Raw genomic sequence first — 21194 nt, 5'->3', positions numbered from 1 at the left:
TAGTATTACCATAAATTCAAGAAAATACTAAAAATAAAAACCATTATATATTTACAATAGTAATTATTATATGATAAGATATATCTAAACAAAGTCAAAGAAAGTCAAGGTTAAGAAGGTGACGAAATGGCAAGACTATCAGATGTGATAGAAAGCTTTATAAAAGCTTTAATTAGTGAAAGTGAAGATCAGAAGTTACAGATTCAAAGAAACGAGTTAGCAGATAGATTTAGTTGTGCTCCCTCTCAAATTAATTATGTATTAACTACAAGGTTTACTTGTGAAAAAGGATATTTAATTGAAAGTAGAAGAGGTGGCGGTGGTTGCATAGTAATTAGAAAGGTTAAATATAATAACCATAGAAGTAGAAAAGAGTTAATAGACGAAAGTATAGGAGATTCAATAACTTATCATAATTCAATAGCATTATTAGAAAGTTTATATGATGCTGAGATAATAAATGATAGGGAATTCAATATAATTAAAATGGTTATAAATGATAGAACGTTGCAAGCAGTTGAAAACAGAAATAAGGTAAGAGCGGACATATTAAAATCAACAATTGCATTATTGTTATCTTAAAGGGGGAATACAAGTGTTATGTGAAAAATGCAATAAAAATGATGCTACAGTTCATATGGTAAAAATAATAAATGGAGTAAAAAGCGAAGTAAGATTGTGTGAGAAATGTGCTAGTGATATATCTGATATACCAGTTAATTCATCTTTCGAAGACTTCGAAGGATTTCCTCTGCAAAGCATCTTAGGAGGTTTAGTTGATTATTTTAATAAAAACGCTACTGATAAACCAGAAAATGAAGTAGTTTGTAAGTCTTGTGGAATGAACTATAGGGAGTTTAGAAAGACAGGATTACTTGGCTGTAGTAATTGCTATGAGAGTTTTTCTAAAACACTAACTCCTGTTATAAAAAGAGTTCAAGGTGATGTTGAACATATAGGTAAAATTCCAGAAAATGAGGGAAGAGTAATTGCAGAAAAGAAGAAAATTATTAAGCTTAAAGAAGAATTGCAAAAAGCTATATTAGCAGAAGAGTATGAAAAGGCAGCAGAGATAAGAGATAATATAAAATCTATTCATGAGAAATTAGAGGAATAGGAGGTGCCATATGGAGAGTTGGATAAATAGCAGTAAAGAAGACGTGGTTATATCTAGTAGAGTACGATTAGCTAGAAATTTAAAAGAAGTTCCTTTTCCTAATAAGCTAGATAATGAAAATGGTATAGAAGTATCAAGTAGTATTCAAGAAGCTTTTAATAAAGTTTTAAAAGATAAAGGAGAATACAAAACTTATGAATTAAGAGATATATCACCAAACTTAGCAAGAACTTTTCTTGAAAAACACTTAATAAGCCCAAATCTTATTAAAAATGGGACTATTTCTTCTTTCATTGTGGATGATGATGAAACTTTTAGTTTAATGATAAATGAAGAGGATCATATTAGATTACAGTGTATAACTGCAGGCTTTGATATTAGATCAGCATATAATAATGCTGATAAGGTGGATTCCTTATTAGAGCAGGAAATAGAATATGCATTTAATGAAAAGTTAGGGTATTTAACAGCCTGCCCAACTAATATAGGTACTGCAATGAGGGCATCTGTTATGATACATTTACCAGCTGCAACTTTTAATAATGAGATTCCGAAATTATTAAAGGGACTAAATCAAGTTGGAATGACATTAAGAGGATTATATGGAGAAGGCTCAAAAGGTGAAGGAAATATATATCAGATATCTAATCAAGTAACTTTAGGTGTTACAGATGAAGATATACTAACTAATTTAGAAGCTGTAGCGTTACAAGTAGTTGCAGAAGAAAAAAATATAAGAAAACTTTATTTAGAGCAATATAAATATGAAGTTGAGGATAGAATATTTAGAGCAAGAGCTTTGCTTGAAAATGCAAGAGTATTAACATTAAAAGAAGCACTAGGGTTACTTTCAAGTATTAGGCTTGGAGTTGAAGAAGGTTTAATAGAGGATATAGATATTAAAACTGTTAATAAAATGTTGTTATTTTCTCAAAATGCATCCCTTCAGAATCACTTAGATAGGGAATTAAAAGAAAGAGAAAGAAATATAGAAAGAGCAAAATTAATAAGAAGTATATTATCAGAGTCTTAGGAGGTGTATAAAATGATGTATGGGAAATTTACAGAGAGAGCGCAAAGAGTGATATTAAAAGCTCAAAAAGAGTCCCAAGAGTTTAAACATGGATATATAGGAACAGAGCATATTTTATTAGGAATAATTGCTGAAGAAGGAGTTAGTCAAGAACTTCTTAAAGAATATGGAATAAATGAAGATGGAGTAAAAAAACTGCTTCAAGAATATGTTGGAGAAGGTGATTTTGATTCTACAAAAGGAGATATTCCATTAACTCCAAGAACAAAAAGATTGCTAGATTTAAGCTTGTTAGAAGCTAGAAATTTAGGACAGAATTATATTTCACCAGAACATATATTATTAGCTATGATTAATGAAAAAGAAGGCGTAGCATATACAATTTTAAATAGCTTAAATGTTAACTTTGATAAAATAAAGCAAGATATTTTAAATGCTTTATCTGGTAATACTAACAATCCTCAAGGAAATGCTGAGGAAAGTAAAAGAAAGAAAAAGATTAATACACCTGCATTAGATCAATATGGCAGAGACTTAACTGAAATGGCTAAAGAAGGCAAACTTGACCCAGTAGTAGGAAGAGATGAGGAAACTCAAAGACTTTTAGAAATTCTTTGCAGAAGAATAAAAAACAATCCTTGTCTAATAGGAGATCCTGGAGTAGGAAAAACTGCTGTGGTAGAAGGATTAGCACAGAAAATAGTTGAAGGGAATATCCCTGAAATACTTAAGGAAAAAAGAGTAGTATCCCTAGATATTAGCTCTATGATAGCTGGAGCAAAATATAGAGGTGAGTTTGAAGACAGATTAAAGAAGCTTATGGAAGAGATAAAAGAATCAGGCAATGTTATATTGTTTATAGATGAAATGCATACAATTGTTGGTGCTGGAGGAGCAGAAGGTGCAATTGACGCATCAAATATTTTAAAGCCAGCATTAGCTAGAGGAGAAATCCAATGTATTGGAGCTACTACTATAGATGAATATAGAAAATATGTAGAAAAGGATTCGGCTTTAGAAAGAAGATTCCAACCAGTTAACGTAGGAGAACCATCAAAAGAAGAAACCTTATTAATTTTAAAAGGATTAAGAGATAAATATGAAGCTCATCATAGGGTGAAAATTACAGATGAGGCGTTAGTAGCAGCAGTAAATCTATCAGATAGATATATTACAGATAGATATATGCCTGATAAAGCTATAGATCTTATTGATGAAGCAGCTGCAAAAGTAAGAATAGAAAATCTTACAGCACCACCAGATTTAAAGGAAATTGAAGAGTTAATTGATAAGACAGTTAAAGAGAAAGAAGATGCAATAACTGTTCAAGATTTTGAAAAGGCTGCTAATCTTAGGGATAATGAAAAAGAGTTAAAAGAGAAATTAGAAAATCTTAAAAAGGATTGGAGTACACAAACTTCAGTTCAAACTCATACAGTTGATGAAAGTAAAATTGCAGCGGTAGTTTCAAAATGGACTAAAGTTCCTGTAGAGAAATTAACTGAAAAAGAAGCAGATAAATTATTAAAACTTGAAGAGATACTTCATAATAGAGTTATAGGTCAAAGAGAAGCTGTTAAGTCTGTAGCTAAAGCTGTAAGAAGAGCTAGGGTAGGATTAAAAGACCCTAATAGACCTATAGGATCATTTATATTCTTAGGACCTACTGGAGTAGGAAAAACTGAACTTTCCAAAGCTCTCGCAGAAGCTATGTTTGGTGATGAAAATAGTATTATAAGAATTGATATGTCTGAATACATGGAGAAGTTTGCGGTATCTAGATTAATTGGATCTCCTCCAGGATATGTTGGATATGATGAAGGTGGTCAATTAACAGAGGCAGTTAGAAGAAAACCATATTCAGTTATATTACTAGACGAGATTGAAAAAGCTCATCCAGATGTATTTAACATTTTACTTCAAATACTAGAAGATGGTAGATTAACTGATTCTAAAGGAAAGACTGTTAACTTTAAAAACACCATAATAATAATGACATCTAATATTGGTGCTCATATGCTTAAAAAACAAAAAACATTAGGATTTGCGATAGATTCTGATAAAGCAGAAACTGAATATGAAAAGATGAAAGAAAATATTATGGAAGAGTTAAAAAGAAGTTTTAGACCAGAGTTCCTTAACAGAATAGATGATACAATAGTATTCCATAGCTTAGTAGAAAATGATTTAATTGATATAGTTAATTTAATGTTAGAATCTATAAAGGAAAGAGTTGAACAACAAGAAATACATTTAGAGTTTGATGAAGATAGTAAAAAAACTCTAATAAAAGAAGGTACCGATTTAGCTTATGGAGCAAGACCTCTTAGAAGAGTAATTACTAAAAAGGTTGAAGACAAACTTGCAGAAGAGCTATTAAAAGGAACAATTAAAAAAGGTGATAAAATAAAAGTTACATCAGATGAAGGGAATTTAGTTTTTTCGCCAGTTCCTGTTCAGTAATAAAATAGGAGAACCAGTATGATAGATTATATTGGTTCTCTTTCTTTATTTTTATAAATAATAATTAAGTGAAAGTGGAAATAATAAAAATAGAATTTAATAATATACTTAAATTGTAGCTTAATTTAAATATTAATTAGAAGTACTAATTAATAGTAATTATTCAATAAGTACTTGAAAATAAAAATTCTAGTGTTATAATAAATATAAGGATACCCCATGGGGGTAATTGAGGAGTGATCAAAAGTATGAGTAAAGAAGTGAAAAATATAGATTTGATGATTATAGGAGGAGGTCCAGCAGGATTAACCGCAGCTATATATGCAGCACGAGCTAAGTTAGATATGATTCTTCTTGAAAATGCTGTTGTAGGTGGTCAAGTAAGAACTAGCTATACAATAGAAAATTATCCAGGCTTTAAAACCATAGAAGGTGGAAAACTTGCAGATATAATGCAAGAACAAGCAGAAGAATTAGGAGCTAAAATAGATGAATTTGATCTAGTCCAAAGTGCAAAATTAACAGATGAAGAAAAAATAATTGAGACTGATAGTTATATATATAAACCTAAGGCAGTTATTATTGCTACAGGAGCAATGCCTAAAAAGTTACCTATACCAAATGAAGAAAAGTTTTCTAGTAAAGGGGTACACTATTGTGCTGTGTGTGATGGAGCTATGTACGGTGATAAGATTATTGCTGTAGTTGGTGGAGGAAATTCAGCATTAGAAGAGGCATTATTTTTAACTAAATTTGCCAGTAAAGTAATAATGATTAGAAGATTTGATTATTTTAAAGGTGAAAAAGCTACTATAGATGAGGTGTTAAATCATCCTAAAATAGAGGTTCTATTTAACTGGGATTTAGTAGATGTAGAAGGAGAAACTTATTTAGAAAAAGCAATTATAAAAAATACTCAAACAAATGAACAAAAAGAAATTCAAATAGATGCTGTTTTTGGATATATAGGAACTGAGCCTAAAACAGATTATTTCAAAGAAGATATAAATTTAACCAAGGGTGGTTATATTATAGCTGATGAGTCAACAAGAACAAATGTTAAGGGTGTATATGCAGCTGGGGATGTTAGAGAAAAACAATTCCGCCAAATAACAACAGCAGTTGCTGATGGAACTATTTCAGCGTTAGATGCAGAAAAATATATTGTAGAAAAAAGGAGAGATAAGTAATGGTAAAAATATATTCAACAGATTGGTGCCCATGGTGTGTTAAGGCAAAAAAATATTTCGATTCAAAAAATATAGAATTTACAGAATTAATAGTTGCTGATGATAAAGAAAATAGAGAAGAAGTGTTTAAGGTGTCTGGACAAAGAAGTGTTCCAGTAATAGATATAAATGGTGAAATAGTTGTAGGTTTTGATAGAGAAAAAATAGACAAAGTATTAAATTTATAATTTGAGGTGAAATTAATGTTTAACGATTTATGTTGTAAAGATAAAATATATAGAAATTATGTAGGTGGAGAATGGGTTAAGAGTGAAACAAGTAAATTGATTTCAATAAATTCTCCAGTAGATGGATCATTGGTTGGAAAAGTTCAAGCAATGAGCAAAGAAGAAGTAGATTATGCTATACAAAACGCAAAAGAAGCTCAAAAAGAGTGGGATAAAATGCCTATAAATAAAAGAGCTACTATATTACTAAAGGCTGCTGATTTACTTGATGAAAAGGCAGAAGAGATAGCAAATATAATGGTTTTAGAAATAGCTAAAGATAAAAAGAGTGCAATTTCAGAAGTTAATAGAACAGCTGATTATATAAGATTTAGTGCAGATACTGCTAAAAATATGGCTGGAGAGACTTTACCAGGAGAATCCTTCCCAGGTACAGGAAAAGGCAAGATAAGCATAGTAAATAGAGTGGCATTAGGAGTTGTATTAGCTATATCACCATTTAACTATCCTGTTAACCTTTCAGCTTCAAAGATAGCACCTGCATTAATGGCTGGAAATAGTATAGTATTAAAGCCTGCAACTCAAGGAAGTATAAGTGCACTTCATTTAGTTAGGGTATTCCAAGAAGCTGGAGTTCCAGCAGGAGTAATTAATACTATAACAGGTAGAGGTAGTGAAATCGGAGATTATGTAGTTGGTCATCCATTAGTAGATTTTATAAACTTTACAGGAAGTACAGAAATAGGATTAAGAATTTCTGGAATAACAACAATGAAACCATTATTAATGGAATTGGGAGGAAAAGATGCCGCTATAGTTTTAGAAGATGCTGATTTAGACTTAGCAGCTCATAATATAGTTGCTGGTGCATATTCATATTCTGGCCAAAGATGTACAGCGGTTAAAAGAATATTAGTTATAGATAAGGTTGCTGACGAATTAGTAAAGAAAGTTAGAGAAAAAGTTAAAACTTTAAAAGTAGGAAACCCAATTAATGAGCAAGTAGATGTAGTACCATTAATTGATGATAAGGCAGCTGATTATGTTGAAAGTTTGATACTTGAATCTAAAGAAAAGGGAGCTACCATATTAGAAGGTGGAAATAGAGAAGGAAATTTAATTTATCCAACTTTAGTTGATAATGTTACATTAGACATGAGATTAGCTTGGGAAGAACCTTTTGGACCAGTATTACCTATTATAAGAGTTAATAATGTTGATGAAGCTATATCTATAGCTAATAAATCTGAATATGGATTACAATCATCAGTATTTACAAAAGATATAAATAAAGCTTTTTATGTGGCTAATAAGTTAGAAGTAGGAACAGTTCAGATAAATAATAAAACTGAAAGAGGACCAGATCATTTCCCATTCTCAGGAGTTAAGGCATCTGGTATAGGAACTCAAGGAATAAGATATTCCATAGAGGCTATGTCTAGACCAAAAGCAGTCGTTTTAAATATAGAATAAAAATTAAACAAAAAAGGAAGCATTTTATTGCTTCCTTTATTATTTTTAATTTTATAGATTTAAAGCAGTATCTATTGCAGGTTTGTCAAAACCAACAATAACAGTTCCGTCTATATCTAAAACAGGAACTCCCATTTGTCTTGATTTATTAACCATTTCCTGTCTAGCATCCATATCTTCTTGAACATTTAATTCCTCGAATGCTATATCCTTAGATTTTAAGTATGTCTTAGCTTTAACACACCAAGGACAAGAGTTTGTTGTATATACTTTTACCATTAAAATTCACTACCTTTCTTAATAACTAATAATAATTATTCATTAATAATATTTTACATTATTTTAGAATAAAAATCAACTCTTTTGATTGTTATTATATGTTTTCAGTAGATTTATATGTGCATTGTTTTACGTTTTAATTAAGTAATATTTTCATTGTCTTTTATACTATTATTTAATATTAAATTTTGTTTTATAGTATAATCAGAGGGTTCAATGGAATTAGATATGTTGTAGTCACTTGAATGAAGAATATTTTTTCCTTTGACATTAGTAAATACTAAGGATTCTTTAATATTCAATGTTATCACCTCCTAGTAAATACTAGTTTATGTAAAAGTGAAAAAATTATTTAAGGAAAGAATGTATAGTGGTCTAGACATCTATAACAAAACTTAGTATAATGAATTTAGGAGGAAGTAAATATGATAGATAAAAATAGTCCCATTCCTGTATATTATCAATTAAAAGAAGATATTAAAAAGAAGATAAAATTAGGAGTTTGGAAAGTAGGGCAAACTATTGATAGTGAAAGAGAACTGTCTGAAAACTATGGAGTTTCTCGTATGACTATTAGGCAGGCGTTAGGAGAACTAGTTCAAGAGGGAATACTTATTCGAGAGAAGGGCAAAGGAACTTTTGTATGTGAACCTAAAGTCAAGCAAGAAGATATGATGAGTTTTTCAGAGATTATAAAAAAGACAGGTGGAATTCTCAAAACTAAAGTAGTGGAATTTTGTATGGTAGAACCGCCAGAACATTTAAAAGATTTATTTCCTTTTGATAAATTGTACAAAATTAATAGATTGAGAGAAGTGGATGACCAGATTATAGCTAATGAGGTTGTATATATTCCTTGTGACTACTGCGGATACATGGATGAAGATATGCTAGAAGGATCTTTGTTCAAAATATTAGAGGGGTTTGGATATTCTGTAGATCATTCAGAATCAGAAGTTAGCGCAATATTAATTGATGATAATTACAAAGAGATATTTAAAACTAAAAAGGATATCCCTTTACTAAAAACATATAGCAGAACATTTATGGACAATAAAAAAGTTTTATTTATAGAGGAATCAATTTATAGAAGTGACAAGTATATATTGCAAGTCAATATATCCAGAAGAGAGGGGAAATTAAGATGAAAATATTAGTAGTAAAAAATTATGATGAGATGAGCAAGGTAGCGGCAAAAGAATTAGCAGAAGTTATAAGTAAAAAACCAGAGGCAACATTAGGTTTAGCGACAGGCGGAACTCCAGTTGGTATGTATAAAGAGCTAATAGATATGCACAAAAATGGAGAACTTGACTTTTCAAAGGTTACTACAGTAAACTTAGATGAATATGTAGGCTTAAGTGGAGAACATGACCAAAGTTATAGATATTTTATGGATAGTAATCTGTTTAACCATGTAAATATAAGAAAAGAGTACACTTATGTTCCTAATGGCTTAGCTGAAGATATGCTTAAGGAATGCGTTAATTATGATAAGAGAATAGAAGAGTTAGGTGGAATAGATGTTCAAGTGTTAGGAATAGGAAGTAATGGTCATATTGGATTTAATGAACCATCTGATACATTAAGTTTAGGAACTCATGTAACTGACCTAGCAGAAAGCACTATAGAGGCTAATTCAAGATATTTCGTGTCTAAAGAAGAAGTTCCAACTAAAGCATTAACTATGGGTTTAGGCGCTATAATGAAAGCTAAAAAGATACTTCTAATGGTAAGTGGAGAATCTAAGGCAGAGATAATGGATAAGGTGGTTAATGGAAAAATAACTACTCAAGTACCAGCTTCTTTCTTACAAATGCACAAAGATGTAGTATTAATAATAGATGAAGATGCTGCTAGAAAAATAAAATAATAATTTATATATCATAAGCTGTTTAAAATAAAAGATATGTTTTATTTTAGCAGCTTATTTTTGTGTAAATTAATAAGTAATTAAACAATTAAGGTTTGAATAAAAACCATGCAAGTGTATTATAATTAAATAAAATGTATGTTATCATAAATTATGATTAATAGTTGTTATAATATAGCAATTAAGGTTGGTGTGATATGGCTAAAATAAAAACAATGTATGTATGTCAAGAATGTGGCTACGAATCTGCAAAATGGTTAGGGAAATGCCCCTCTTGTAATTCGTGGAATAGCTTTCAAGAAGAAGTTAAAGAAAATAAAAATGATAGTAGAAATAAAAACTTTTTATCCGGAACAATAAGTTTACCTAAAAATATCAGAGAAATACAATCTGGAGAAAAGGAAAGACTTGATACTGGAGTAAAAGAATTAAATAGAGTACTTGGGGGAGGGCTAGTAAGAGGTTCATTAACCCTTATATCTGGAGATCCAGGTATAGGGAAATCAACCCTTCTACTACAAACAGCTCAAAATATAGCAAGTAAATATGGAAAAGTATTATATGTATCTGGTGAGGAATCAGAGGAACAAATAAAAATCAGAGGGGATAGATTAGGGGTAGAGTCAAACAATCTATTCATTGTTTCAGAGACAAACTTAGAGATCGTAGAATCTCATATAAAAGAATTGTCTCCTATATTTGTTATAGTAGACTCTATACAAACAATGTATAAAGAAGGAATAGCTTCAGCCCCAGGATCAGTTTCGCAGGTAAAAGAATGTTCTAATGTAATAATGAGAATAGCAAAGCATAATAATATACCATTGTTTATTGTTGCCCATGTAACTAAGCAAGGTGAGCTTGCAGGACCTAGAGTGTTAGAACATATGGTGGATACCGTTCTTTCATTTGAAGGCGAAAGAACGGAAGAATTCAGAATACTAAGAACCATGAAAAATCGTTTTGGAACAACTAGAGAAATTGGTGTTTTTGAGATGAGAGGAGAAGGACTTGTAGAAGTATTTGACCCATCTAAGTTATTCCTTCAAGAAAAAGATGAGAATCAAGAAGGTTCGGTGGTTATAGGTCTAATGGAAGGCTCTAGACCTATACTAGTAGAAATACAAGCTTTAGTTACAGAGACTAAGGCAGTAATGCCTAGAAGAACTGCAGTAGGTATAGAAAACTCTAGGCTTAGTTTGATACTTGCAGTTTTAGAGAAAAAGCTAAAGATACCTTTTTATAAATACGATGTATATATTAACGTGGTTGGTGGTTTAAATATAGATGGAACAACAGCTGATCTTGGAGTTGCTGTTGCATTATTATCTTCTATAAAAAATAAAGAAGTTGCACTGCCAAGAGTTATGCTAGTAGGGGAAGTGGGTCTAACAGGCGAAATTAGGCCAATATCGGCATGTGAAAGAATAGTAAATGAAGCTGAAAAAATGGGATTTAAAAATGTAATAATACCAGATAGGAATAGAGATAAGATTGAAGCAAAAACTTTAAATATACACGGAGTAAGAAATCTTAGAGAAGCTATAAATAAAATATTTTAGAGATTAGGTGATTGTATGAGAATAGAGCAAGATAAAGAAATAAAAAATATTTTAAAAATTGTAGCACCTGGAACTAATCTTAGAGAGGGATTAGAAAATATTCTTAGAGCAAAAACAGGAGGGCTTATTGTTCTAGGAGATAACGAAGAAATAATGAAGTTAGTAGATGGTGGGTTTAAGATAAACTCAGAATATACTCCATCTTATGTTTATGAATTAGCAAAAATGGATGGAGCTATAGTTGTTAGTTCTGACTTTAAAAAAATAGTATGTGCAAATGCTCAGTTAGTACCAGATTCATCTATTCCAACATTTGAAACTGGAACAAGGCATAGAACAGCTCATAGAGTAGCTAAAATGACAGGTTCAATTGCTGTAGCTATATCACAAAGAAGAAACATGATTACTGTCTATAAAGGTGATTTAAAATATGTATTAAGAGAGACTTCTGTGATTTTAGCAAGAGCCAATCAAGCAATACAAACTTTAGAAAAATATGTGGCAGTTCTAGATAGAGTTAAAAATAATTTAAATCTATTAGAGTTTCAAGATTTAACAACTCTTTTTGATGTGGTGACAGCAATTCAAAGAACAGAAATGGTTATGAGAATAGTAGGGGAGATTGAGAGTTATATAGTTGAATTAGGAAATGAAGGACGTCTTATTTCAATGCAGCTATATGAACTCGTAAGGTCTATAGAACAGGATGGAATTTTATTAATAAGAGATTACTGCAAAGCTGATTTAGAATTTAATGAATTGTATAAATTAATTCAGGCATTATCATCTGAGGAACTATTAGATTTAGATGCTATAGGAAAGATATTAGGATATGAGGGAGTCCCATTAGTTGACACTTTAATATCTCCAAGAGGGTATAGAATAGTAAGTAAAATACCGAGAATACCATCAACAGTTATAGAAAACTTAGTTAAACATTTTAAAGAACTTAAAAATATAATTGAGGCAAACAAAGAAAACTTAGATCAAGTTGAAGGTATTGGGGAAGCAAGGGCAAGAGCAATAAGAAATGGATTAAGAAGAATAAAGGAACAAGTTGAACTAAATAAACAACTATAGGTAGAAACAAAGTTCCTACCTATAATAAAATTTTATCTAAATGTAAATTTTCCTAATGTATTTATTTTATCATGTTCTTTTATCAGAATGTCATATAGATTTAAGTCTAGCGTATTACAAAGTGAGGTTAGATAGAATAGATTATTACCAATTTCACGTTCAAGGATTTCTCTACAACTATCGCATATTTTACCGCTTACATGAGTATTCAAGTATCCATCTAGACTATCTATAGAATCATCGTTAGAAGGAAGAATTTGTTTATCGGCATTAATTTTTATACATCCGCAACTAGTAACAGCTTTAGTAACAGCTCTGTTGACACGTGCTTGAGATTCGGAATATTTACTTAATATATCTAAAATGCTCTTGTGTCTAAGCAAGGATTCGTTTACAGAATTTTGGAAATCGTCAAAAATTACATCCTTCATTTTATCAACTCCTCTTTTGGTTATCTATAATAATTATAATTATTTTAATACAATTTTGTCAATAATAGTTAAAGATTAGACGTCAACTTTATGCTCTAATGATAATAGAATATAAAAATCTTTAATAGGGGGATAAAAGAATAAATTTTTAGTAACAATATGGTAAAATTTTATGCAATCTTCATAAATGGAGGTTTGGAATGTGATATAATATTAAAAACCACATTGAAAAGCTGAGTAATACAAATTATTTATAAGAAATTATATATATAGTATTAACTTAGTAATAAATGTCAATAATTACTTTGAGGGAGGTGAAGATATGTTAAAAAAGATATTAAGAATAATATTTTCTCTAATCGGGCTTTCAATAGGTCTTTTAATTGGAGATGCACTTTTGAAAATTAAGTATATAGTTAACTTAGGATATTTTTCAGATTCAACCCTAGGTAGAATATCATTTCTAGTTTTTATAACTATTTTATTTGGACTTATCTTCTTTTTATTATCACCATATATTTATAAAGGAATTACTAAATTAATTGAGTATGCAGAAAAAAGTATACAAAAGTTAAGTGCTTCTGAAATTATTTTTGGTGCAGTAGGTGTAATCATAGCCTTGATAATAACATCTTTAGTAGGTATGCCTCTGAATAGAATTGAGAAAATACCTGTAGTTGGGCAAGTTCTATTTATATTATTTAATATAATAGGTGCAATTATAGGAGCAGATGTAGCTATAAAGAAAAAAGAGGATATTTACAATATAATTGCGTCTATGAAAAAGGCTCCAAAGGATAAAAAGGCTAAGACCAAAGCTATATCTAAAGTTCTTGATACGTCAGTTATCATTGATGGTAGAATATTTGATATATGTGAAACAGGATTTGTAGAAGGTCCTTTAGTTATACCTAATTTCGTTTTGGATGAATTAAGACATATATCAGATTCATCAGATTCTCTAAAAAGAAATAGAGGTAGAAGAGGTTTAGACATACTTAATAAGATTCAAAAAGAGCTTGCTATAGAAGTTCAAATCTGGGAAGGAGATTTCCCAGAAATCGCAGAAGTTGATTCAAAATTATTAAAATTAGCACAAAAATTAGGTGGTAAGGTTGTAACAAATGATTATAATCTTAATAAAGTAGCTGAATTTCAAGGTGTACCAGTACTAAATATAAATGAGCTTGCAAATGCTATAAAACCTGTAGTAATACCTGGCGAAGAGATGAGAATACCTATAATTAAAGATGGAAAAGAATCTGGTCAAGGTATAGGATATCTAGATGATGGTACTATGATTGTAGTTGAAGGCGGAAGAAGATTTATAGGAGAAGAGTTAGATGTTACAGTTACATCGGTTCTTCAGACTGCTGCTGGTAGGATGATATTTGCGAAACAAAAAGAGGCTTAATTTTAGAAAGGGATATTAAATGAATAAGGTAAGTGCCATTATATTAGCAGGTGGAAAAGGTAAAAGAATGGGGAATGAGATAAGCAAACAATTCTTAGACCTTAAAAAAAAGCCTATGCTTTATTACACTTTAAAGAAGTTTTTAAATAATGGTAATGTTCATGAAATTATTCTAGTTTTACCTGAAGATGAAATTGATTATTGCAAAGAGGAAATTCTAGATAAATATGAATTAAAGGTTGATAGAGTAGTAGTGGGAGGCAAAGAGCGAAGTGATTCTGTTTATAATGGATTAAAGGCGATTGAAGATTCTTCAATAGTTCTTATACATGATGGAGCAAGGCCTTTTGTATCTAATAGAATCATTGACGAAGGAATAGATTACGCCAAGAGATATGGAGCAACTGCATGTGGAGTTACTCCTAAAGATACTATAAAAATTGTTGATAATTCAGGCTTTTCTAAAGAAACGCCAGATAGAAGTACTTTAATAGCTATTCAGACGCCACAAACTTTCGATTATAAAATGATATTAGAAGCTCACGAATGGGTTAGAGAAAAAAAACTTGCTGTTACAGATGATACAATGGTAGCAGAAGCCTATGGAAAGAGAGTATTTATATATGAAGGAGACTATACTAACATAAAAATTACTACACCTGATGACTTGATACTTGCAGAAAGATTAGTATAGATAAACTTATTGACAGTACTTTTTTTAGAAGTTATAATATGAAAAGAAAAATATAATACGAAAAGCAGTGAAGAAGAATAGTAGAGACTATATTAAAGAGAGATAATCCTAGGCTGAAAGATTTTCAACTGTTTCGAACCCGCTTTGGAGTTGTAGGGAAAAACTATCGGTTTAACACCGTTAACATTACTAGAGTACAAATTTAGGTGGTACCGCGACTATGAGTTCGCCCTAATATAGGGCGGACTCTTTTTATATTTAATAATTATAAACTAAAGGAGGATTTTTTATGGGAAAAAATAAAAAATTAGTTGAAGCAATAACCTCAATGGATGTAGACTTTGCTCAATGGTATACAGACATAGTAAAAAAGGCTGAGTTAGTTGACTATTCAAGTGTAAAGGGTTGTATGATAATAAGACCTTATGGTTATGCTATATGGGAAAATATACAACAAGATTTAGATAGAAGATTTAAAGAAACAGGTCATGAAAATGTATATATGCCAATGTTTATTCCTGAGTCTTTACTTCAAAAAGAAAAAGATCACGTTGAAGGATTTGCACCAGAGGTTGCTTGGGTAACACATTTTGGAGAAGAAAAACTTACAGAAAAGTTATGCGTTCGTCCAACTTCTGAAACGTTATTTTGTGAACACTACTCTAAGATAGTACAATCTTATAATGACCTTCCTAAATTATATAATCAATGGTGTTCAGTAGTTAGATGTGAAAAAACTACAAGACCATTCTTAAGAACTACAGAATTCTTATGGCAAGAAGGGCATACAGTACATGCTACTGCAGAAGAATCCATGGAAGAAACTAAGAGAATGCTTAATGTTTATGCAAGTTTCTGCGAAGAGTTTTTAGCTATTCCTGTAGTGAAGGGACAAAAAACTGAAAAAGAAAAATTTGCAGGAGCAGAAGCTACCTTTACAATAGAAAGTTTAATGCATGATGGTAAAGCACTTCAAACAGGAACTTCACACAATTTTGGAGATAACTTTGCTAAAGCATTTAATATTCAGTACACAGATAAAAATGGTAAGTTACAATATGTTCATGAAACTTCATGGGGAATGACAACAAGATTAATAGGTGCTGTTATAATGGTACATGGAGATGATAATGGATTAGTACTTCCACCAAAAGTAGCACCAACACAAGTAGTTATTGTTCCAGTAGCACAACATAAAGAAGGTGTTTTAGAAAAAGCAAACGAGCTTAAAGAGAAGATAGCTAAAATAGCTAGAGTTAAGCTTGATGATAAAGATAAAATGCCAGGTTGGAAGTTTGCTGAGTACGAAATGAAAGGTGTTCCAGTAAGATTAGAAATAGGACCAAAAGACATCGAAAATAATCAATGTGTATTAGTTAGAAGAGATACATTAGAAAAAACAGTTGTATCTTTAGATAATTTAGAAGAAAGCGTTAAAGAACTTCTTCTAAATATCCAAGTTAATATGTTAGAAAAAGCAAGAAAAAATAGAGATGAGCATACTTATGTAGCTAAAAATATAGAAGAACTTAAAGGAGTAGTAGAAAATACTCCAGGATTCGTAAAAGCTATGTGGTGTGGAGATAGAGCTTGTGAAGATAAAATAAAAGAAGAAACAGGAGCTACATCAAGATGTATTCCATTTGAGCAAGAAAAACACTCAGAAGAATGTGTATGTTGTGGTAAGAAAGCAGAAAAAATGGTTTATTGGGGTAGAGCATATTAATAAGTAAGGCATATCATTATTATATGATAGGAGAAAGTTAATTTGCTTTCCATATATAATACAGTAAACAAAATTTCATACATGAAAATCAAAGAAGGAGGGAAAAAATGAAGGTTTATAATACCCTAACGAGAAAAAAAGAAGAGTTTATCCCAATTACACAAGGAGAAGTAAAGATGTATGTTTGCGGACCTACAGTTTATAACTTCTTTCATATTGGTAATGGAAGAACTTTTATAGTATTTGATACAATAAGAAGATATTTTGAATACAGAGGATACAAAGTAAAATTTGTTCAAAACTTTACTGATGTTGATGACAAATTAATAAAAAAAGCTAATGAAGAAAACATCACACTAAGACAAATTGGAGATAAATATATATCAGAGTATTATAAAGATGCGGATGGATTAAACATAAAAAGAGCTACAGTAAATCCTAGAGCTACTGAATATATAGATGAAATAATAAAGTTTGTAGAGGAATTAATCCAAAAAGGGTTTGCGTATGAAGTTGACGGCGATGTTTACTTCAGTACTAAAAACTTCACTACTTATGGGAAATTATCGGGACAGAATTTAGATGATTTACAAGCTGGAGCTAGAATATCTGTTGATGAAAGAAAAAAAGATTCTATGGATTTTGCTATTTGGAAAGCCAAAAAAGAAGGCGAACCAGGCTGGGAATGTCCATGGGGAGAAGGAAGACCAGGTTGGCATATAGAGTGCTCATGCATGGCTAAGAATATATTAGGAGATACTATTGATATACATGCAGGTGGTTCAGACTTAGTGTTTCCACACCATGAAAATGAGATAGCACAAAGTGAAGCCTTAACTGGCAAAACTTTTGCTAACTATTGGATGCATTCTGCTTTTGTTAATATTAATAATGAAAAGATGTCAAAGTCACTAAATAACTTCTTTACAGCAAGAGAAATTTTAGAAAGATATGATGCTGACGTAATTAGATTTTTAATGTTATCTGGACATTATAGAGTTCAATTAAATTTCTCGGAAGATCTTCTTGAATCGGCAAAAGCTTCTGTTGAAAGATTATACAATGCAGTATCTAATCTAGAAAATCTTCTTGAAGAAAGTTGTGTTGAAGAGATAAATGATAAAGAAGAAAAATATATTGCTTCGTTAGATGTATACAGGAAGAGATATATAGACAAGATGGATGATGATTTCAATACTGCAGATGCTATATCTGTTCTATTTGATTTAGTAAAGGATATTAATACTAATATAAGTGTTGATTCATCTAGAAAAGCAATTCAAGGTGCATTAGATATTATAAGAGAACTTGGAGATCCTCTTGGAATACTTCAAAAATCAACTAAAGGAAGTATAGAAGAAGAAATAGAGAAGCTTATTGAAGACAGACAACAAGCAAGAAAAAATAGAGATTTTGCGCTAGCAGATAAAATAAGAGACGATCTAAAAGATAGAGGAATAGTATTAGAAGACACACCACAGGGTGTTAGATGGAAAAAGATTAATTAATCAATTAAAAAGAAGCTATATATCCTTGGAGATTATAGCTTCTTTTTGTTTATATAGATTTCAAATATAAAATTATTTTGTTGATTTTAGTTGGGTTTATAAAATATTGTGTTTAATAACCATATAACCAGTTAACCAGTTAACTGGTTAACCAGAAATCCAGATATCCAGAAAAACAGAAAACCAGCCGAAAAATTTAATAATTCATTGTTTTTAAAGCCAAACCTAAATTATATTTAATATAATTTGAATACTTATGAGTTTATGGTATATTAAGTAGAGTAGGTAAATCATAAAGTTAAAGGAGAGTTAATCTTTGGAAAACTTATTATATAGAAAATTCGCAAAAGAAGAGGCTAGAATGCTAAATCCACTTCAACTGGCTTTTGTAGGGGATGGAGTATACGAGGTATTTATAAGAAATTATATTTTAAATAATAATAAAGAACTATCTACACATAAACTGCATGTAGAGGCCATTAAGTATGTTAAAGCTCATGCACAAAGTGAGATAATTAGGAGAATAGAGTCAGATTTAACTGAAGAAGAAATATATATCTATAAACGTGGAAGGAATACAAAATCAGCTACAGTACCTAAAAATGCAGATTTAGCTGAATATAGAGCTGCAACAGGATTTGAAGCTCTCGTTGGATATTTATACTTAATTAATGAGATAGATAGATTAAATACTATATTATTAAAATCAGTAGAGCAGGAATAAAATTAATTTATTTTATTAATAATTAGATAGATATATAAGTTTAGTTAACTATAGAAAATGAGGAGAAAAAAATGTCAAATAAAGAGGAATATAAAAAAAATAAAGAAAATAAAGAAAAAACAATTAGAGAAGATTTGATAGAAGGTAGAAACTCAGTGTCGGAGGCGTTGAAATCTGATAGAACAATAGAATATTTATTAATAGCGAAAGGTAATGTTGAAGGGTCTATAAAAAAAATAATACAAGTAGCTAAAGATAAAAAGATAGTTATAAAAGAAGTGGAAAAAAGAAAACTAGACTCTATGAGCGAAACGGGGTCACATCAAGGTGTTATGGCGGTAGTAACTCCTTTTAAATATTCAGAAATAGACGATATATTAGAGTATGCTAAGAAAAAAGAAGAAGATCCATTTATAGTTATTTTAGATGAATTAGAAGATCCTCATAATTTAGGATCTATAGTAAGAACTGCTGAGTTATGTGGTGTGCATGGAATAATAATACCTAAAAGAAGAAATGTAGGTGTAACTCCAACTGTATATAAATCTTCAGCTGGAGCTGTTGAACATATGAAAATAGCAAAGGTAACTAATATTAATGTAGCAATAGATAAATTAAAAGATCAAGGGTTATGGGTTTATGGTGCAGATATAAATGGAGAAGATTATAGTTATAATACTAATTTTTCTGGACCTTGTGCCATTATAATAGGTAGTGAAGGAAGAGGAATATCTACCTTAACTTTAAAGAAATGTGATAAACTTGTTAAAATTCCTATGGTGGGCAAAATAAACTCTTTAAACGCTTCTGTTGCAGGTGGTATAATGATGTATGAGGTTTTAAAATCTCGAATAACAAAAAGATAGATTTGAGAGTGATAGGGTTTTGAAAATTTTATTTGTTGACGGATATAATGTTATCAATAGTTGGCCAAATCTCAAAAAAATTAAAGAGTATAGTTACGAGTCAGCTAGACAACAGCTTATAGAAACTCTCCACAATTATGCTAATTATGAAGATTGTAATATAAATATAGTCTTTGATGCACATAAAGTTGAAGGAAATCTGGAGAATAAAGAAGAAGTGGATAAAAGACTGTCGGTTGTTTTTACAAAAGATGGGGAAACCGCGGATAATTACATAGAGAGACAAGTAAATGAGCTGGGAAGAAGGTTCGAGGTTTTAGTTGTGACATCTGATTGGTTGGAACAACAAACCATATTTCAAAGGGGAGCCATACGAGTATCTTCATTAGAGTTTTATCACATTATAGTTAATATGGAAAAAGAAATAATAAGTGAAACTAAGAAAGTAACTAAGGGAAGTAAAAATCTTTTGGAAGACAGTATAGATAAAGAGGTATTGAAAAAGTTGGAAAAGATGAGAAGAAGTTAAATTTTAATATTTTATTAGCTCCTTTAATTCTTAATAGTGGCATATGAGGGGGGAGTACTTTGGGTTATAGTGAAAGGTCTATAGAAAGAAATGTTGATTTTAAGAATAGATTAGATGAAGATGTTGCTGTTGAGGCTAAGGAAGGTAATATTGAGGCTCAAGAATACCTAATTAGCAAATATGAGATGTTTGTAAAAACAAAGGCTAAATCTTATTTCTTAATTGGTGCGGACAAAGAAGATATATATCAAGAAGGAATGATAGGTTTATATAAGGCTATAAGAGATTTTAACCCTCATAAATTAGCTTCATTTAGAGCTTTTGCAGAACTTTGTATAACAAGACAGATAATTACAGCTATCAAAACAGCTACTAGACAGAAGCATATACCATTAAATACTTATATATCTTTGAATAAACCTGTTTATGAAGAGGAGTCTGAGAGAACTTTATTAGATATTTTATCTGGAATTAAGATATCAGATCCTGAGGAATTGATAATAAGTAAGGAAGAGATAGAGAGGATGGAAAAAGAGATTTCTAATGCCTTAACAGAATTAGAAATGGAAGTGTTAACATCCTACCTAGATGGTAAGTCATATCAAGAGATTGCTTGTGATTTAGATAGACATGCTAAATCAATAGATAATGCCCTTCAGAGGGTGAAAAGGAAACTTGAAAAATGTCTCAAATTATAGCAATTATTTTAATTCAAATATATTGACAAATACCAAATTGGATAGTAAACTTTATAATTGGTATATATATTATACATATATGTATTTAAGTTGCTCACGTAGCTCAGTAGGTAGAGCGTCGCCTTGGTAAGGCGGAGGTCGTCGGTTCAATCCCGATCGTGAGCTCCAATTTTTTCAAAATACAAAACGCTAGGCAAAGTTTATTTAATTAGTAAGGAGGAAAATAAAAATGGCTAAGTCAAAATTCGAAAGAAATAAACCACACGTAAATATTGGAACAATAGGACACGTAGACCACGGTAAGACA

22 protein-coding genes and 1 tRNA gene are annotated in these 21194 nt (G+C 30.5%); 20 read left to right on the top strand and 3 right to left on the bottom strand.

Annotated elements, in window-relative coordinates:
- Positions 1–126 precede the first annotated feature (126 nt).
- The 7 genes from BUA92_RS22065 (at position 127) to BUA92_RS22035 (ending at position 7503) form a co-directional block, all read left to right on the top strand.
- Positions 127–582: a CtsR family transcriptional regulator gene (locus tag BUA92_RS22065; RefSeq protein WP_021800118.1), complete on the top strand. Its 456-nt coding sequence runs from the start codon at positions 127–129 to the stop codon at positions 580–582.
- A 13-nt stretch (positions 583–595) separates the two neighbouring features.
- A complete protein-coding gene (locus tag BUA92_RS22060) occupies positions 596–1117 on the top strand; it encodes a UvrB/UvrC motif-containing protein (RefSeq protein ID WP_073022792.1) in 522 nt (173 codons plus the stop codon).
- 10 nt (positions 1118–1127) lie between these two features.
- Positions 1128–2150, top strand: a complete 1023-nt coding sequence (locus BUA92_RS22055; RefSeq protein WP_073022791.1) for a protein arginine kinase — start codon at positions 1128–1130, stop codon at positions 2148–2150.
- 12 nt (positions 2151–2162) lie between these two features.
- Positions 2163–4613 carry an ATP-dependent Clp protease ATP-binding subunit gene (locus tag BUA92_RS22050; protein ID WP_021800121.1) on the top strand — a complete coding sequence of 817 codons (2451 nt, stop codon included), beginning with the start codon at positions 2163–2165 and terminating at the stop codon, positions 4611–4613.
- A 248-nt stretch (positions 4614–4861) separates the two neighbouring features.
- Complete coding sequence (trxB, locus tag BUA92_RS22045) at positions 4862–5803, top strand: thioredoxin-disulfide reductase (RefSeq protein ID WP_073022790.1); 942 nt, start codon at positions 4862–4864, stop codon at positions 5801–5803.
- Positions 5803–6030, top strand: a complete 228-nt coding sequence (locus tag BUA92_RS22040) for a glutaredoxin family protein (RefSeq protein ID WP_073022789.1) — start codon at positions 5803–5805, stop codon at positions 6028–6030. The genes trxB and BUA92_RS22040 overlap by 1 nt, the downstream gene beginning before the upstream one ends.
- A 15-nt stretch (positions 6031–6045) precedes the next feature.
- A complete protein-coding gene (locus BUA92_RS22035) occupies positions 6046–7503 on the top strand; it encodes an NADP-dependent glyceraldehyde-3-phosphate dehydrogenase (protein WP_073022788.1) in 1458 nt (485 codons plus the stop codon).
- A gap of 51 nt (positions 7504–7554) precedes the next feature.
- Here BUA92_RS22035 and BUA92_RS22030 read toward each other — a convergent pair whose 3' ends face one another.
- Both BUA92_RS22030 and BUA92_RS23435 read right to left on the bottom strand, forming a co-directional pair.
- Positions 7555–7782 carry a glutaredoxin family protein gene (locus tag BUA92_RS22030; RefSeq protein WP_021800125.1) on the bottom strand — a complete coding sequence of 76 codons (228 nt, stop codon included), beginning with the start codon at positions 7780–7782 and terminating at the stop codon, positions 7555–7557.
- A gap of 140 nt (positions 7783–7922) precedes the next feature.
- Positions 7923–8084, bottom strand: coding sequence for a hypothetical protein (locus BUA92_RS23435; protein WP_175550943.1), 162 nt, complete (start codon positions 8082–8084; stop codon positions 7923–7925).
- 123 nt (positions 8085–8207) lie between these two features.
- Here BUA92_RS23435 and BUA92_RS22025 point away from each other — a divergent pair, with 123 nt between their 5' ends.
- The 4 genes from BUA92_RS22025 (at position 8208) to disA (ending at position 12297) form a co-directional block, all read left to right on the top strand.
- A complete protein-coding gene (locus BUA92_RS22025) occupies positions 8208–8930 on the top strand; it encodes a GntR family transcriptional regulator (protein ID WP_073022787.1) in 723 nt (240 codons plus the stop codon).
- On the top strand, positions 8927–9655 hold the full coding sequence (nagB, locus tag BUA92_RS22020; RefSeq protein ID WP_073022786.1) for a glucosamine-6-phosphate deaminase: 729 nt from the start codon (positions 8927–8929) through the stop codon (positions 9653–9655). The genes BUA92_RS22025 and nagB overlap by 4 nt, the downstream gene beginning before the upstream one ends.
- Before the next feature lie 197 nt (positions 9656–9852).
- A complete protein-coding gene (gene radA / locus BUA92_RS22015) occupies positions 9853–11217 on the top strand; it encodes a DNA repair protein RadA (RefSeq protein ID WP_073022785.1) in 1365 nt (454 codons plus the stop codon).
- Between the two features lie 15 nt (positions 11218–11232).
- Entirely contained in the window at positions 11233–12297 is a 1065-nt protein-coding gene (disA, locus tag BUA92_RS22010; protein ID WP_073022784.1) for a DNA integrity scanning diadenylate cyclase DisA, read from the top strand.
- Between the two features lie 32 nt (positions 12298–12329).
- Here disA and BUA92_RS22005 read toward each other — a convergent pair whose 3' ends face one another.
- On the bottom strand, positions 12330–12728 hold the full coding sequence (locus BUA92_RS22005) for a nucleoside triphosphate pyrophosphohydrolase family protein (RefSeq protein WP_021800130.1): 399 nt from the start codon (positions 12726–12728) through the stop codon (positions 12330–12332).
- Positions 12729–13050: 322 nt separating this feature from the next.
- Between BUA92_RS22005 and BUA92_RS22000 the strand changes: the two genes are divergently transcribed.
- From BUA92_RS22000 to BUA92_RS21960, 9 genes are all read left to right on the top strand, one after another.
- A complete protein-coding gene (locus tag BUA92_RS22000) occupies positions 13051–14142 on the top strand; it encodes a PIN/TRAM domain-containing protein (protein WP_073022783.1) in 1092 nt (363 codons plus the stop codon).
- 19 nt (positions 14143–14161) lie between these two features.
- On the top strand, positions 14162–14836 hold the full coding sequence (ispD, locus tag BUA92_RS21995) for a 2-C-methyl-D-erythritol 4-phosphate cytidylyltransferase (RefSeq protein ID WP_073022782.1): 675 nt from the start codon (positions 14162–14164) through the stop codon (positions 14834–14836).
- Positions 14837–15125: 289 nt separating this feature from the next.
- Positions 15126–16562, top strand: a complete 1437-nt coding sequence (gene proS / locus BUA92_RS21990; protein ID WP_073022781.1) for a proline--tRNA ligase — start codon at positions 15126–15128, stop codon at positions 16560–16562.
- Positions 16563–16669: 107 nt separating this feature from the next.
- A complete protein-coding gene (gene cysS / locus BUA92_RS21985; RefSeq protein WP_073022780.1) occupies positions 16670–18070 on the top strand; it encodes a cysteine--tRNA ligase in 1401 nt (466 codons plus the stop codon).
- A gap of 316 nt (positions 18071–18386) precedes the next feature.
- Positions 18387–18794, top strand: coding sequence for a Mini-ribonuclease 3 (locus tag BUA92_RS21980; RefSeq protein WP_073022779.1), 408 nt, complete (start codon positions 18387–18389; stop codon positions 18792–18794).
- Between the two features lie 71 nt (positions 18795–18865).
- Complete coding sequence (rlmB, locus tag BUA92_RS21975; RefSeq protein WP_073022778.1) at positions 18866–19660, top strand: 23S rRNA (guanosine(2251)-2'-O)-methyltransferase RlmB; 795 nt, start codon at positions 18866–18868, stop codon at positions 19658–19660.
- Positions 19661–19679: 19 nt separating this feature from the next.
- On the top strand, positions 19680–20189 hold the full coding sequence (locus BUA92_RS21970) for an NYN domain-containing protein (protein ID WP_021800137.1): 510 nt from the start codon (positions 19680–19682) through the stop codon (positions 20187–20189).
- Between the two features lie 59 nt (positions 20190–20248).
- On the top strand, positions 20249–20887 hold the full coding sequence (gene sigH / locus BUA92_RS21965) for an RNA polymerase sporulation sigma factor SigH (protein ID WP_021800138.1): 639 nt from the start codon (positions 20249–20251) through the stop codon (positions 20885–20887).
- 92 nt (positions 20888–20979) lie between these two features.
- Positions 20980–21055 (top strand) — tRNA-Thr (locus tag BUA92_RS21960).
- Positions 21056–21194: the final 139 nt, after the last annotated feature.

The organism is Clostridium intestinale DSM 6191 (genome assembly GCF_900130055.1).
In the GTDB taxonomy this organism is placed as follows: Bacteria; Bacillota; Clostridia; order Clostridiales; family Clostridiaceae; genus Clostridium_T; species Clostridium_T intestinale.
This window is presented reverse-complemented; position numbering and strand designations above follow the sequence as displayed.

Coding starts and splice junctions, on each gene's coding strand:
- radA (WP_073022785.1), top strand. CDS start 9,853: ATGGCTAAAATAAAAACAATGTATGTATGTCAAGAATGTGGCTACGAA.
- BUA92_RS22050 (WP_021800121.1), top strand. CDS start 2,163: ATGATGTATGGGAAATTTACAGAGAGAGCGCAAAGAGTGATATTAAAA.
- trxB (WP_073022790.1), top strand. CDS start 4,862: ATGAGTAAAGAAGTGAAAAATATAGATTTGATGATTATAGGAGGAGGT.
- ispD (WP_073022782.1), top strand. CDS start 14,162: ATGAATAAGGTAAGTGCCATTATATTAGCAGGTGGAAAAGGTAAAAGA.
- BUA92_RS22025 (WP_073022787.1), top strand. CDS start 8,208: ATGATAGATAAAAATAGTCCCATTCCTGTATATTATCAATTAAAAGAA.
- BUA92_RS22055 (WP_073022791.1), top strand. CDS start 1,128: ATGGAGAGTTGGATAAATAGCAGTAAAGAAGACGTGGTTATATCTAGT.
- proS (WP_073022781.1), top strand. CDS start 15,126: ATGGGAAAAAATAAAAAATTAGTTGAAGCAATAACCTCAATGGATGTA.
- cysS (WP_073022780.1), top strand. CDS start 16,670: ATGAAGGTTTATAATACCCTAACGAGAAAAAAAGAAGAGTTTATCCCA.
- rlmB (WP_073022778.1), top strand. CDS start 18,866: ATGTCAAATAAAGAGGAATATAAAAAAAATAAAGAAAATAAAGAAAAA.
- disA (WP_073022784.1), top strand. CDS start 11,233: ATGAGAATAGAGCAAGATAAAGAAATAAAAAATATTTTAAAAATTGTA.
- BUA92_RS22065 (WP_021800118.1), top strand. CDS start 127: ATGGCAAGACTATCAGATGTGATAGAAAGCTTTATAAAAGCTTTAATT.
- BUA92_RS22035 (WP_073022788.1), top strand. CDS start 6,046: ATGTTTAACGATTTATGTTGTAAAGATAAAATATATAGAAATTATGTA.
- BUA92_RS22000 (WP_073022783.1), top strand. CDS start 13,051: ATGTTAAAAAAGATATTAAGAATAATATTTTCTCTAATCGGGCTTTCA.
- nagB (WP_073022786.1), top strand. CDS start 8,927: ATGAAAATATTAGTAGTAAAAAATTATGATGAGATGAGCAAGGTAGCG.
- BUA92_RS22040 (WP_073022789.1), top strand. CDS start 5,803: ATGGTAAAAATATATTCAACAGATTGGTGCCCATGGTGTGTTAAGGCA.
- BUA92_RS22030 (WP_021800125.1), bottom strand. CDS start 7,782: ATGGTAAAAGTATATACAACAAACTCTTGTCCTTGGTGTGTTAAAGCT.
- BUA92_RS22005 (WP_021800130.1), bottom strand. CDS start 12,728: ATGAAGGATGTAATTTTTGACGATTTCCAAAATTCTGTAAACGAATCC.